Here is a 14,845-nt window from a genome sequence, read left to right as displayed (position 1 = left end):
AATGGTAACGTCAAAAGCATTCAAAGATACATTTTGTTACGGTGTTTATTAACCTAATGAAATAAAAAAAGCCTCTTATCGAGACTTTTTAACTATTTTTTATGTTTTGTTTTAATATTCGTCTTCATTCCAAAGATAGTCTTCATCTGTTGGGTAATCAGACCAAATTTCTTCTATAGAATCGTAAGAATCTCCTTCATCTTCAATAGACTGCAAATTTTCAACAACTTCTAAAGGTGCGCCAGTTCTTATAGCATAGTCAATTAACTCGTCTTTTGTTGCTGGCCATGGAGCATCACTTAAATAAGATGCTAGTTCTAAAGTCCAATACATTTCTTTTGGGTTTAATTTTCTGCAAAAATAATTTTTTAGTTTAAACGTGCAAGAAAAAATTGAATTATTTCATCATTAATTGTAAGAACGTATTCTTTTGTAATTTAAACAGTTGAAATTTATTGTTGCTACGGTGATTATTCTAATTTATGGGATTGCCGGAGTAAGCTAAAATTAATTCGCAATGATGTTTTACTTCTTTTCAGGAATCCACTTAATTTCATTTGCTTGTAAGTCCAGTGTCAACTTTCGTGCCAATACAAAAAGGTAGTCAGAAAGGCGGTTTAAATATATTAATGCATTAGAATTTATAGGTTCATTTTCATTAAGCGCAGTAGCCAAACGTTCTGCTCTGCGACAAATACAACGTGCTATGTGACAGAATGACACGGTTTGATGTCCGCCGGGTAAAACAAAATGCGTCATTGGTTCTAAAGCTTCGTTCATGCAATCCATTTCATGTTCTAAAACCTCAATATCTTCAGAAGCTATTTTTTCAATATTCAAACGTTCTTTGCCGTTTTTTAAAACCGCCTTCTCGGGGTCTGTGGCTAAAATAGCTCCAATAGTGAATAATTTATGCTGAATTTTAATGAGTATATCTTTGTAATGTTGCCTTATTTTTTGATCTCTAACTAATCCAATATAAGAATTTAGTTCATCAATGGTACCATAACTTTCAATGCGTATATGGTGTTTAGGCACGCGTGAACCACCAAATAATGCGGTTGTTCCTTTATCTCCTGTTTTTGTGTAAATTTTCATTGGTTAAAGGTAAAAGTTAAATAGGGAAAAGACAAAAGTGTTGTAGTTTACTTTTTTCTATACTTGTTACGTTCTTTTTTTATATCATAACCTTTTTTAAATCTCTATTTTTATTTCTAGAAGTGTTTCCTATTAAACGTAGTAATTATTATAATTAAAATAATACCTATAAGCATGTTAATTAGTTTGAAGTTAAAGTTAATAAACTTTTAGAGTCCTCTATAACCTAATGGTAAAATGTTCTTTAACCTGTTCTTTTCTAAAAAACGCTAAGCCCCAAAAAAAAGTATCAATTGTTACGGTTACCTTTGTGTTTTGTTTAATGGTTTCCCAAGCTTGGGTCATGCCTTTGCTCCAATAAATATCATCAAAAATAAATACAGAATCGTTGTGGGCGCTTTTTAGTAAAGTTTCAAAATAATTTATCGTAGTCTCCTTTTGGTGATTACCATCAAAAAAAATTAAATCATAAGATTTGTGCGTTAAAGATATAAGAGCGTCTTTAAAATCAGCATTTTGAATGTTTATGGTTTTAAATTCTTTTAATGTGTTTTTAGTAAAAGCCGAAATGTTGGGGCAACCTTCAATTGTTGTACTACTTGCTTTAGGATTTCCTAAACTAATAGCATGTGTTGCAATTCCTAAAGAAGTTCCTAATTCTAAGATGTTTTCAGACTTTAAATATTTTGAAAGCCTAAAAAGTAATTTTGCTCTATTATAAGTAGTTCCAGAGGTATGGGCAATTTCACAAATTTGTCTTTCGTTAGTTTTTGCCTTTCTAGAACCCGGACCTAAGTCGTTAACTTGAATGGTGTTTTTGTTTTTTAAAAGTTTATTGCGGTAGGTTTTAATGGTTTTATATTCAAGGTAATCTGTTTTATCATAAAAACATTTAGTAACTAAATTATATACAAAAGGGGAATGCACACCATGTTGGTTGGTAGATTTAAATAGAAATTTTATGTATTGGATGATTTGGTACCACATCTATCCTTCCAATTTTTCAGAAAGTTCAAACCACCGTTCTTCCTTAGCTTCAATAGAGTCAATGATACCTTGAAGTTCATCAGATAATGCGTTTATTTCTTCTTGTGATAAATCTGGGTTTAAAAATTTATCTTCTAACTGTTTTTTGTCATAGGTTAAAGACTTTAGTTTGCTTTCAATATTTCTAAGTTCTTTTTCTTCATTAAAAGATAGCTTAGAGGCTTCATTTTGTTTCCAAGAGGCTTTATCTTTTTTATCTTCGGTGGTGATTTTAGAAATTGCTGGCTGACTATCTTCATAAACCCTATAATCTGTATAATTGCCAGGAAAATCTTCAATAATACCATCACCCTTAAATACAAATAAATGATCTACAACTTTATCCATAAAATAACGATCATGAGATACCACTATGATGCATCCAGGAAAATCTAATAAGAAACTTTCTAAAACATTAAGAGTAACAATATCTAAGTCGTTTGTAGGTTCATCAAGAATTAGAAAATTTGGGTTTTGAATTAAAACCGTGCATAAATACAAACGCTTGCGTTCTCCTCCACTTAGCTTTTCTACAAAATCATATTGCTTTTTTCTACTAAATAAAAAGCGTTCTAATAATTGTTGAGCACTTATTTGGCGTCCTTTTTTTAATGGAATGTAATCACCAAATTCCCTTATAACATCAATAACTTTTTGTTCTGGTTTTATGGTGATGCCATTTTGAGTATAATAACCAAATTTAACAGTGTCTCCCTTAACTACTTTTCCGCCATCAGGATTAGTTGATTGAGTTAAAATATTTAAAAAAGTACTTTTTCCAGTGCCGTTTTTACCTATAATTCCAACGCGTTCACCTTTCTTAAATGTGTAATCAAAGCTACTTAAAATCACCTTTTCTTCAAAGGCTTTAGATACTTTGTGAAATTCAATAATCTTACTGCCTAAGCGTTCCATATTAAGTTCTAATTGAACTTGGTAGTCTTTTCTACGTTGATGAGCTTTATGCTTTATGTCTTTAAAATCGTCAATTCTAGATTTAGATTTCGTTGTTCTTGCTTTAGGTTGTCTGCGCATCCATTCTAACTCTTTTTTAAAGAGTTGTTTGGCTTTTCCAGTTTCTACAGCTTCACGTTCAATCCTAGCTTCCCTTTTTTCTAAGTAATAAGAATAATTGCCCTTGTAACTATATAATTTGCCCTCGTCTAATTCTATAATTTCATTACATACACGTTCTAAAAAATAACGATCATGGGTAACCATAAATAGTGTTATGTTTTCTTTAGCAAAAAATGCTTCTAACCATTCAATCATTTCTAAATCTAAATGATTAGTTGGTTCATCAAGCACCAATAAGTCTGGTTTGTTTATAAGTGCATTAGCAAGAGATAAACGCTTTTTCTGGCCTCCGGAAAGTGAGCTTATTTTTTGATTTAAATTATCAAGTTTAAGCTTGTAAAGTATTTGTTTATAGAGGGTTTCAAAATCCCATGCCTGATGAAGGTCCATGGCATCAAAAGCCTTTTGATAGGTTTCTGTATCATCTGGGTTTAAAAGTGCATGTTCATAGTCATGAATTATTTTTAAAATAGGATTGTCACTTGCAAAAATGGTTTCTTCAATAGTTAGTCTATCGTCAAATTTTGGGTCCTGAGATAAGAAAGAAACTTTAATATCCTTTCTAAAAATTACTGAGCCATTATCTGGTTGGTCACTATTAGAAAGTATATTTAAAATAGATGTTTTGCCAGTACCATTTTTGGCAATAAAGGCAATTTTTTGGTCTTTATGAACACTAAATGAGAGATTCTCAAAAAGAACCAATTCACCGTAAGATTTTGATATGTTATCAACTGTTAAGTAGTTCAAAGGAATGCTTTTTTGCAAATATGGGATAAAAAACCAAAAAACCAGTTAAGAGTTTTATTATTCATGATGAAAAGTTATATTTGCGATAAAGCAACCCCATTATAATGAAACAATATTTCTTATGTTATTCATTGATTATTATAGTTTTATGTGCATCTTGTATAACTAATAAAGATGTTGTTTATTTTCAAGATAAAGGAAGTGTAGTAACAGATTCACTTCAAATTAAGGAACTTTCAAAACCTTACAGAGTTCAAGTCAATGATATATTAAGTATTAATGTAAAGGCTCTAGATGAAGAGCTGGTAAGTATATTTAACCCCGTAGAAACAACAGGTAGTAATTCATCACAGCAAAATCAATCATCTCTTTATTTTAATGGATTCACTGTAGATTTACATGGAAATATTAAATTTCCAATATTAGGTGAAATAAATGTTTTAGGATTTACCATTAAAGAAATTGAAGAGCAGGTGAAAACTGAATTGTTGAATCAATATTTCAAAGAAACAGCTGAAATTTTTGTGACTGTTAAGTTAGCTGGGTTGCGATATACAGTTACAGGAGAAGTGGGAGGAACAGGTGTTTATACTTTATATCAGGATAGAGTTAATATTATTGAAGCTCTTGCCAATGCTGGTGATATTAAAACTACTGGAGATAGAACAGATGTGTTAATAATTAGACAATACCCAGACGGTCAAAATATTCATCATATAGATTTGACAGATATATCAGCTATGAAATCACCTTATTATTTTATCCAACCAAATGATATGATTTTGGTAAAACCATTAAAACGTAAAGCAATAGGGACTGGTGAAACAGCCTCTCAAACGGTAAGAACCGTTGCTTCTATTTTTTCTGTATTAGTGTCTACTTATTTTTTAACTAAAAATCTATAAGTTATCATGGTTGATGAATTTGAAGCTTCTCAGTCTTCTGTTTCTGCTGCAAGTTTTGACATAAAAAAGTTTATGTTTAGAGCTTTAAGTTATTGGAAGTTGTTTTTGTTGCTTTTAGCTTTAGCTTTTTTTTATGTTTATCAGAAGAATATTCGTGAAGAGTTTTCATATAGGCTTGGAACAAAAATTTCTATAGAAGACGATAGTAATCCTTTATTTACATCTAACGCTAGTTTAACATTTAACTGGGGAGGCGTAACAGCTAAACTTCAAACTATGATTGTTACTTTAAAATCTCGTTCACACCATGAAAAAGTGGTAGAGAGGTTAGAGTTTTATAAAAGCTATTTGAAACAAGGAAGGTTTAGAAAGCAGGATATATACAAATCTGCTCCGTTTAGATTTAATCATGATTATAATTACGCCCAACTTATTGATGTACCAATAAAAGTTACATTATTAGATGAGGATACTTTTGAGTTAGAAGTTGAATTTTTAGGTAATGGAGTAAATGCGCAAAACTATGTTGACAAAAAAATTAGTAGAATAGGAGTTGATCCAGGGGTTTTTAAAAAGCAATTTAAAATAGGAGAAGCTTTTACTTTGCCGTTTTTAAAAGGAACTATAGTTTTAAATGAAAACAATAGGGTCAACCCTAATGAGAATTATTTTTTTCAATTTAACAATTTTGATGGGGTAGTTGCAAGTTATAAGGCACGTACAAATGTTTCTAACCCCAATGGTTCCCCAATTTTAGATATTTCTTTGATTGATAAAAACACTGATAAAATTGTAGATTACTTAAACGCAGCAGTAACAGTTTTAAGTGAAGATCAATTAAACAGAAAAAATCAATATGCCACTAATGCTATTGAATTTATTGATGAACAAATTTCAAGAGTTAAAAATGAACTTACTAATAATGCAGAAGCTTTAAATGATTATAGAAAAGAAAATAAGTTTTTTAGTTTAGATGATGAGAGTGTTATTTTGAATGAAAAAATAACAAAACTGGATGCTGAAAAAGAGGATGTTAATAGGCAACTAAATTATTATTTTAATCTTAAAAGTTATTTAACTTCTAGTAGTTCGTTTACAGATATTCCAGCACCTTCAATTGCTGGTATAACAGATGCAAATATATTAAGTAATGTTACTAAAATTAATGAGCTTTCTGTTCAAAAATCTAAGCTTCAATATTCGGTAAGAAATGATGCTTCTATTTTTAATGATTTAAATAGGCAGATAGATGGTTTAAAAAGTGTTTTGCAAGAGAACATTAGTGCTGCCACAGATGTTTTGAATAGACAACTCAAAATAATAAATGGGAGATTAAAAACTGTAGAATCCCAGTTTAGTAAATTACCTGAGGATCAGCAACAATTAATTACTATAGAAAGGCAATACTCATTAAGTGAGCAGACATATAATGTGTTTTTGGCTAAACGTGGCGAAGCAGAAATAATAAAAGCATCTAATGTGTCTGATATTTTGGTAATAGATTCAGCTAAAAATGCAGGAGCCCAACTTTTAGGTAGAAATTTAAATATTCGATATGTTTTTGCTTTTTTCGCGGCATTATTAGTTCCTTTAGTAATAGCTTTTGTATTAACCTTTTTAGACAATAGTGTACATAGTCCTATAGATATAGAACAGTTATCACCTATACCTATTTTAGGAGTTGTAGCCAAGAGTAAGTTAGGCACTAGCCTTATTGTACATGAAAAGCCAAATTCAGTTGTGGCTGAAGCTTTTAGAGCCATGCGCTCTAATTTGCAATTCTTTTATAAGTCAAAAGAAATTCAAGGCGCAAAATCACTTTTAATAACCTCAACAGTGAGTGGTGAAGGAAAAACGTATTGCTCAATGAATATAGCTACTGTTTTTGCTTTGAGTGATAAAAAAACTGTTTTAGTAGGGCTAGATTTAAGGAAACCAAGGATTTTTGATGATTTTAAGATAAGAAAAGATATAGGGGTTGTTAATTATTTAATTGGCGATAAATCATTAGATGAAATTGTGCAGAAAACAGATATTGATCATTTAGATGTTATTACTTCTGGACCTATTCCGCCAAACCCATTAGAATTATTAATGAACTCAAGGCTGGATGAATTAATCAAACAGTTAAAGGAGAAGTATGATTATATAATTTTAGATACACCGCCAATTGGATTAGTAGCTGATGCTATGGAATTATTTGATTATGTAGATACATCATTGTATATAGTTAGGCAAGATTATACTAAAAAATGGATGTTAAATTTTATTAACGATAAGTATGATTCTGGTCAAATTAAAAATATAAGTATTGTATATAATGCTTATGACAGAAAGGCCAAATATGGTATGGGCTATGGCTATGGTTACGGCTATGGTTATGGTTATGGAAATTATGCAAAAGGTTATCATGAAACTATAGATAATAGCCCTAGAATATTAAAGAAAATAAGATCTGTTTTTAAACGATGATATGATAATTTGGTTGTCAATTCTTAGTATTTAAAAAGTGAAAAAAGTTGTTGGGAAAAATATACCAGAAGAGTGGCTTTATACTATCTCGTCTAAAAAGAGTGTCTTAAATCTTAATTTTAAAGAAATTTGGCAGTATAAAGACTTGTTGCTTTTGTTTGTTAAGCGAGACATAATTACTCTTTATAAGCAAACTATTTTAGGTCCATTATGGTATTTTATTCAACCTTTGTTTACTTCGGTAATTTTTACATTGGTTTTTAATGATATAGCTAATATTGATACGGGAGATGGTGTTCCCTCATTCTTGTTTAATCTGGCAGGAATCAGCGCTTGGAATTATTTTAGTACTTGTTTAACGGGAACAAGTGATACTTTTAAAAAAAATCAAGGTGTTTTTGGTAAGGTGTATTTTCCCAGAGTTATAGTACCAATGTCTACCGTATTATCTAACCTAATTAAGTTTGCAATTCAGTTTTTAGTCTTAATCTGTTTCTACGTCTATTTTGTTTTTTTTACAGACTCGGCATATAACACATTTATAAGTAGTAATGTGTTTGTTTTGCCAATTATAGTAATTGTAATGGGGCTATTAGGTTTAGGGTTTGGAATGTTTATATCTTCATTAACAACCAAATATAGAGATTTAAGTTTTCTGGTTGGTTTTGGAGTTCAGTTACTTATGTATGGTTCGGCCGTAATGTATCCTTTATCTTTAATTGAGAGTAAAGTTGTTGAGGGGAAATTACCTTTTTGGGCAGGAAAACTAATTGAGTATAATCCTATGACAACCGTTATTGAGTTATTTAGAAATATAATGTTAGGTGTAGGAACCTTTTCATATAATAAACTGGTTTATGCAATCTGTATTAGTGTTGTAGTTTTTTTAGTAGGCTTGACAATATTTAATAGAACGGAGAAACAATTTATTGATACAGTTTAGTGGTATATATCTTATATCGAAATAATTTGGATAATTGAAATTTCAACAATTATAAAATAAGGCTTAGTTTAGGTATAGTTTTAGAGATTCTAATTTAAATATGGTTGAAGCATTTTAAAGATTAGTTTTTATTGCTAAATATATGAAGACAAATTGATTAGACTTATGGGTGATGTTATTTTAAAGGCCGAAAATATTAGTAAGCAATATCGCTTAGGGTTAGTAGGAACAGGTACTATTAGTCATGATTTAAATAGATGGTGGCATAGGATTAGGGGAAAAGAAGACCCCTATTTAAAAATTGGAGATTCCAATGATAGAAGTACTAAGGGTAGTTCAGATTATGTTTGGGCTTTACAGGATATTAATTTTGAAGTAAAAAGAGGTGAGGTTTTAGGTATTATTGGTAAAAACGGAGCGGGCAAATCTACGTTGCTAAAAATACTATCTAAGGTAACCACACCAACTACAGGTGCAATTAAAACTAAAGGGAGAATAGCTTCTTTGTTAGAAGTGGGAACAGGCTTTCATTCTGAAATGACTGGACGAGAAAACATTTATTTAAATGGAGCTATTTTAGGAATGACCAAAAAAGAAATTGCCTCAAAAATTAATGAAATAATTGCTTTTTCAGGGTGTGAACGGTACATAGATACGCCGGTTAAGAGATATTCATCTGGTATGACAGTAAGATTGGCATTTGCTGTGGCAGCTTTTTTAGAACCAGAGATTTTAGTGGTAGATGAAGTTTTAGCAGTTGGTGATGCCGAGTTTCAGAAAAAGGCTATAGGAAAAATGCAGGATATTAGTAAAGGTGATGGTAGAACAGTTTTATTTGTTAGTCATAATATGGCTGTTATTCAAAAGTTGTGTGAAAATTCAATCTTGTTGAATAATGGAAAATTTGTTATGAAGGGAAAAACGGAAGATGTTGTTAGTCATTATCTCAATCAATCTGTTAATAACAATTCAGAATATATTTTTGATACATTGTCTCAGAATAATAATATTGTAGCATGCACCACCAAATTAAGAATTGAAGATTCAAAAGGTGATTTGATGAATGAAATACCTCTGGGTAAGCCGTGGAAAGTAAAAGTGTTTTTCACTGTTAAAGAAGCAGTTAAAAATTTAGTGATAGGCTTAGGAATGACAAATATGTACGATGTTTCAATTAGAACCACTTGGAGCATACCACAAGATTTTCAAGCAGGGAATTATTTTGTAACCTTTACAGAAGATAATATTAAATTTAATCAAGGTCAATATAAGTTAATTGTTGGTATCTCTAGAGGTTCTGAAGTAATTGAATATATAGATAATGATATTTTTATTACAATATCTGATGTTGTTTACAATCAAGAAGCTTCAATTGTAAATAATAAAAGTGGTATAATATCAAATCAAATGAAAACTTCGATAGAGAAATTAGTTGACAATGACTAGATACAATAGAGATAATTATATTAAATCTGATACGCCCTTAAAAAGTGATTTATTAAAATTATTTAATAAAAAAGATAGGCTAGTAATTTTGGATATAGGAGGATGTGAAGGTGAAGAATCAATTAAGTATTCAAGATTATTTCCTTTTTCAACAATTTTTATTTTTGAACCCTTACCTAATAACTTAGAGCTTATTAAAAAGCATATTAATAAATACCAAGTCAATAATGTAGAGCTAATACCTTTTGCAGTATCTAATAAAAAAGGAATTTCTCATTTTCATGTGTCGTCTGGTCATCCAAAAGAACAAGCCGATGATTTAGATTGGGATTTTGGAAACAAATCTAGTTCTTTGTTACAGCCTAATATTAATAATAACCCAGATTGGCTAGATTTTAATAAAAAAATAGATGTTGAAACTATAATGCTTAAGGATTTCATCATTGAAAGGAATTTAAAGGAAATTGATTTTATTCATATGGATGTTCAAGGAGCCGAATTAAAGGTGTTAAAAGGGGCAAAAGATTATCTAGAAAATGTGAAAGCAATTTGGCTTGAGGTTTCAAATATAGAGTTGTATAAAAACCAGCCTTTAACTACAGATGTAGAGGTTTTTATGAAATCTAAAGGTTTTACTTTGGTTAAATCGGTGTTTGAAGGCGACTTTGGAGATCAGTTTTATGTGAATAAAAGGTACTATAAAACATTTTCCTTTTTTAATAAAAGTTATCAATTGTATTTTAAAAAATCAACAAAAAAATAGTTTCCATAAATGTTTTTTCCTGATAGAATAAAGTCGATAGAGCCTAATGATAAAGTTTTAGAAATAGGTCCAGGTGCTACACCGTTCTCTAGGTCTGATGTTTTTTTAGAATTAAAATATGAGACCGAAGAAGAACGAATTGCACAGTCTGGTCATGTAGGGATTTTAGAAACAGATAAGCAAGTTGTTTATTATGATGGTGGAAAATTTCCTTTTAAAGACAATGAATTTGACTATGTAATATGTTCTCATGTTTTAGAGCATGTGGACGATGTTGATGTTTTTTTAAGTGAAATTCAACGGATAGCAAATAAGGGGTATCTAGAATTTCCTACAATTTATTATGATTATATCTATAATTTTCCAGAGCATAAAATGTTTTTATTAGAAAACGATGGTGTTATAAATTGGATGACTAAAGAAGAAAGTGGTTTAAATAAATTTAGCCCTGTGCATAAGTTTTTCTATAGAACCTGTGAACTAAAATATTATGATGCTATTAATGATTTTAAAAACTACTTTTTTCAAGGTTTTGAGTGGTTTGATAAAATTAAGTCTAGACACGTGAATAAAATAGAATCATTAACTTACCATATGGATGCGGTAAAATTACAAGAGAAAAAAACAAAAGAAATAAGTGTTGAAAAGATGTATCCATATATATCTTTTAAAAAGTTTTTAAAGTATAAACTAAAAAAGTTTTTTTAGCTAATTATTTTATTCATTATATATTTTGAATAATTATAAGTTGACGAAAAATGATAAATAGAATTTTTGAAAGATTTTGTGTTAAACACGCTAAGCGGTTTTTTAATAAGATAAAGGGGCAAAAACAATATCAAGCTTTATTTGAAGATTTGCATCATATATCTCTGCAAGGCATGAATATAGGAGGATGGACTAACACGAGTAATTCAGGTGAGAAAAACGCTTTACACTATGTTTTTGATAAGCTGAAAGAAAGAGACAATTTAACCCTTTTTGATGTAGGTGCTAATATTGGAAATTATTCTTTCTTAATGGGTGAGGTTTTTAATAAAAATCATAAAATATTCTCATTTGAGCCTTCAAAATCTACATTTGAAAAATTAGCCCAAAGCACACAGCAGTTAGAAAATATAAGTTTGTTTAATTTTGGATTTGGTGATAAAAACACATCATTAACTCTTTTTTCTAATAAAGAGATGTCTGGTTTGGCAAGTCTATATAATAGACGTTTAGATCATTTTAATATTAGTATGGATATTAAAGAAGAGATAAAAATTAAAACTATTGATTCTTTTTGTGCCGAAAATGATATAACACAGATTGATTTCTTGAAATTAGATATAGAAGGTAATGAATTGAAAGCTTTAAACGGAGCAAAAAAAATGTTAGATGGTCACAAAGTTGATTTCATACAATTTGAATTTGGTGGTTGCAATATAGATTCTAGAACTTATTTTCAAGATTTTTATTACTTGTTAAAAGAAGATTATTACATATATAGAATTGTAAAAGATGGTTTATATAAAATAAATCATTATAAAGAAATTTATGAAGCATTTACCACAACAAATTATTTAGCAGAACGAGTAGTTAAATGATAATTATTAAATTACAAGGTGGATTAGGAAACCAAATGTTTCAATATGCTTTTGGAAGTGTACTAGCAAAAAAAATAGATGTAAACTTTTGTTAGATACCAGTTTTTTTAACAACACAGAAAAAAAACCTGGATTCACTCCACGTGTTTTTGATTTAGAAGTATTTCAAAATGATTATAATTTTGCTACAAAAGAAGATGTTATTTCGTTTAATGAATTAAGTTTGTTAAATCGAATAAAAAAAAGGTTTGGGTTAAAATATCCTGTAAAATATATTGAGAACTTTTCTAAGTATAACCCACATTTATTATCTTTCAAGCAAGATGTTTGTCTTCAGGGGTATTTTCAGAGTTATAAATATTTTGTGGGAAATGAAGACTTTGTTAAAAGCTTGTTTTCTTTTAATGTTAATTCATTATCCACTTCCAATAAAAAGCTATTAAAAACAATTAAAGAAACAAATTCTATTTCCATTCATATTAGAAGAGGAGACTATTTTGAAGATGAGATTACAAATGCCTATCACGGTGTATGTAATTTAGATTATTATTTTGAAGCCATAAATTTATTAGAGTCTCGTTATGATAACCTAACGTTGTTTTTTTTCTCAGATGATATGGATTGGGTTAAAAAGGAATTTGGAAATTTAAAACAACAAAAATTTTTTATTGATAACAATGTAAGCAAAAGCTGGGTAGATATGTTTTTGATGAGTTCTTGTAAACACAATATTATAGCTAATAGTTCCTTTAGTTGGTGGGGAGCATGGTTAAACATAAATTCTTCAAAAACAGTTTTTGCGCCAAAAAAATGGAATCACAACAAAGAACTTGATATTTCATCATTGTTACCTGTAGAATGGATAAAACTTTAAAAAGTGAGCTAATTTTTGTAAATAGCTTGACTATTATTTTATGTTTAGTCTCAATTTAGATTACATGGTTGTAGTACTTGAGTTCAAAGTAGAGATTGAAGTTCACATATTATTGTAATTTATTGAAACAAATAATTTATGCTTTTTTCTATACTAATAGCAAATTACAATAATGGTCATTTTTTTTATGATTGTTTTCAAAGTGTAATTAATCAAACATATCAGAATTTTGAAGTTATTGTGGTTGATGATAGTTCTACCGATGACTCTGTAAATATTATTAAGCAATTAATTGAAAATGATAAACGGTTTAAATTATTTCAAAATGATGAAAATAATGGTTGCGGTTTTACTAAGCACAAATGTGCAAAACTGGCTAATGGAGAAATTCTTGGCTTTCTTGATTCTGATGATGCTTTAAAACCTAATGCCTTAGATGTAATGGTTTTGGCTCATAAGAAGTTTCCAGATGCGTCAATAATTACTTCCAAATATGAATTTGTTGATTTGCAACTCAAATTTATTAAAGAAGGTGTTATTGGTAATGATATTCCTAAAGGAAAATCATACCTTACTTATGGAAGAGGTGCATTAACACATTTTGCAACCTTTAAAAGAGCAGCTTATATAAAGACTGATGGAATTGATACAAAAATGAAGCGTGCGGTAGATCAGGATTTATACTATAAAATGGAAGAACAGGGAGCACATCTGTTTTTAAATAAACCTTTGTATTTATATAGGGTAAATGAGAACAGTATATCTAATAATAACAACGTTTATAAAGCAGAATATTGGCATTTTTATTCTATCAATAAAGCCTATAAACGTAGAAAGAAACTAAAACTAAAAATTGATAATTACGCAAAGAAGTATATTAATTTATATTGCTCTAATTATTATTTAAGGCGATTTGAAAAACTAAAATTTTCTAAAAAACATCGGGCAAAGTTTTATTTTTTAGGAAAAGCCTTTATTGCGAATCCATTTCATAAATTTGAAATTAAATTTAAAAGTTTACTGTTATTAATGGTTGGCAGAATATAGCTTAAAGTATGGCAAATTATTTAATTTCTATTATAGTTCCTTGTTATAATCAAGCTCAATATTTAAATGAAGCTTTACAATCAGTATTAAATCAATCTTTTACAGATTGGGAATGCATTATTGTTAATGACGGAAGTACTGATAATACTGAAACTATTTCAAATAAATGGGTTAAAAAAGATTCAAGATTTAAATATTTGTTTCAGGATAATTCAGGTTTAAGTAGCGCCAGGAATTTAGGTGTTAAAAATTCAGAAAGTGAGTTTGTTTTACCGTTAGATGCAGATGATAAAATAGGAGAAGATTATTTGAAACTGGCATATCAAGAATTTAAGCAAAATGAGGATTTAAAAGTGGTTTATTGTGAGGCTATGAAGTTTGAAGGTTCTAATGAAAAATGGGAACTTCAAGAGTTTTCTCTTAATAATTTAAGTAGAGAAAACATGATTTTTTGCTCCGCATTATTTAGAAAAGAAGATTGGGAAGCTGTAGGAGGTTTTGATGTTAACATGATTTATGGATGGGAAGATTGGGAGTTTTGGATTTCCGTATTAAAGAATGGTGGGCAAGTAAAAAAAATTGAATCAATCCAGTTTTATTATAGGGTTAAAGATCAATCAATGCTAAAAGCAATGGATGCTGAAAAAATAAAAAAAGCAGAAGCGTATTTGAGTATTAAGCATTCAGACTTTTTTGTTGAACACTTGGGGTCCTTTAGTTCATTATTACGAAAAATAGACCGAGTTAAAAGTGATTATGAAGAGAAGCTGAAAAGTGAAAAATTTATAATTAATACCTTTTTAAAAAAGTTTTTTGGCTTTACAGTTTTTAACAAAACCAAATGAACTATACCTGCTA

General features: G+C 29.3%; 14 protein-coding genes. 10 read left to right on the top strand and 4 right to left on the bottom strand.

The annotated features are described in order from the left end of the window. Positions 1-111: 111 nt before the first annotated feature. The 4 genes from N1F78_RS00500 to N1F78_RS00485 all read right to left on the bottom strand — a co-directional run bounded on the left by N1F78_RS00500 (position 112) and on the right by N1F78_RS00485 (position 3,951). Positions 112-333 carry a DUF2795 domain-containing protein gene (locus N1F78_RS00500; RefSeq protein ID WP_019387375.1) on the bottom strand — a complete coding sequence of 74 codons (222 nt, stop codon included), beginning with the start codon at positions 331-333 and terminating at the stop codon, positions 112-114. A 192-nt stretch (positions 334-525) separates the two neighbouring features. Then, the gene (locus N1F78_RS00495; RefSeq protein WP_406684243.1) at positions 526-1,098 is read right to left on the bottom strand and encodes a cob(I)yrinic acid a,c-diamide adenosyltransferase; all 573 of its coding nucleotides are present in this window, start codon (positions 1,096-1,098) and stop codon (positions 526-528) included. A 219-nt stretch (positions 1,099-1,317) separates the two neighbouring features. Beyond that, on the bottom strand, positions 1,318-2,085 hold the full coding sequence (locus tag N1F78_RS00490; protein ID WP_406684242.1) for an O-methyltransferase: 768 nt from the start codon (positions 2,083-2,085) through the stop codon (positions 1,318-1,320). After that, positions 2,086-3,951 carry an ABC-F family ATP-binding cassette domain-containing protein gene (locus N1F78_RS00485; RefSeq protein WP_406684241.1) on the bottom strand — a complete coding sequence of 622 codons (1,866 nt, stop codon included), beginning with the start codon at positions 3,949-3,951 and terminating at the stop codon, positions 2,086-2,088. It abuts the gene before it with no gap. 104 nt (positions 3,952-4,055) lie between these two features. On the opposite strand from N1F78_RS00485, the gene N1F78_RS00480 reads away from it, so the two are divergent. From N1F78_RS00480 to N1F78_RS00435, 10 genes are all read left to right on the top strand, one after another. Further along, positions 4,056-4,856, top strand: a complete 801-nt coding sequence (locus N1F78_RS00480; RefSeq protein ID WP_406684240.1) for a polysaccharide biosynthesis/export family protein — start codon at positions 4,056-4,058, stop codon at positions 4,854-4,856. Between the two features lie 6 nt (positions 4,857-4,862). Then, a complete protein-coding gene (locus N1F78_RS00475) occupies positions 4,863-7,328 on the top strand; it encodes a GumC family protein (protein WP_406684239.1) in 2,466 nt (821 codons plus the stop codon). A gap of 37 nt (positions 7,329-7,365) precedes the next feature. Then, positions 7,366-8,271 (top strand): ABC transporter permease, encoded by a 906-nt coding sequence (locus N1F78_RS00470; protein WP_406684238.1) that lies wholly within the window; start codon positions 7,366-7,368, stop codon positions 8,269-8,271. Between the two features lie 165 nt (positions 8,272-8,436). Then, on the top strand, positions 8,437-9,717 hold the full coding sequence (locus N1F78_RS00465) for a polysaccharide ABC transporter ATP-binding protein (RefSeq protein ID WP_406684237.1): 1,281 nt from the start codon (positions 8,437-8,439) through the stop codon (positions 9,715-9,717). After that, a complete protein-coding gene (locus N1F78_RS00460) occupies positions 9,710-10,480 on the top strand; it encodes an FkbM family methyltransferase (protein WP_406684236.1) in 771 nt (256 codons plus the stop codon). Before N1F78_RS00465 ends, N1F78_RS00460 begins: the two co-directional genes overlap by 8 nt. A gap of 9 nt (positions 10,481-10,489) precedes the next feature. Then, entirely contained in the window at positions 10,490-11,188 is a 699-nt protein-coding gene (locus tag N1F78_RS00455) for a class I SAM-dependent methyltransferase (RefSeq protein ID WP_406684235.1), read from the top strand. A gap of 50 nt (positions 11,189-11,238) precedes the next feature. Continuing rightward, entirely contained in the window at positions 11,239-12,066 is an 828-nt protein-coding gene (locus N1F78_RS00450; RefSeq protein WP_406684234.1) for an FkbM family methyltransferase, read from the top strand. A gap of 88 nt (positions 12,067-12,154) precedes the next feature. Continuing rightward, positions 12,155-12,940: an alpha-1,2-fucosyltransferase gene (locus tag N1F78_RS00445; protein ID WP_406684233.1), complete on the top strand. Its 786-nt coding sequence runs from the start codon at positions 12,155-12,157 to the stop codon at positions 12,938-12,940. Positions 12,941-13,078: 138 nt separating this feature from the next. Then, positions 13,079-13,987, top strand: a complete 909-nt coding sequence (locus N1F78_RS00440; protein ID WP_406684232.1) for a glycosyltransferase family 2 protein — start codon at positions 13,079-13,081, stop codon at positions 13,985-13,987. Between the two features lie 8 nt (positions 13,988-13,995). Next, complete coding sequence (locus N1F78_RS00435; protein ID WP_406684231.1) at positions 13,996-14,832, top strand: glycosyltransferase family 2 protein; 837 nt, start codon at positions 13,996-13,998, stop codon at positions 14,830-14,832. The last annotated feature ends 13 nt before the right edge of the window (positions 14,833-14,845 follow it).

The organism is Seonamhaeicola sp. MEBiC01930, from assembly GCF_045277075.1.
GTDB lineage: Bacteria > Bacteroidota > Bacteroidia > Flavobacteriales > Flavobacteriaceae > Seonamhaeicola.
The sequence above is the reverse complement of the archived record's forward strand: the minus strand, read 5'-3'. Positions and strand labels throughout refer to the sequence as shown.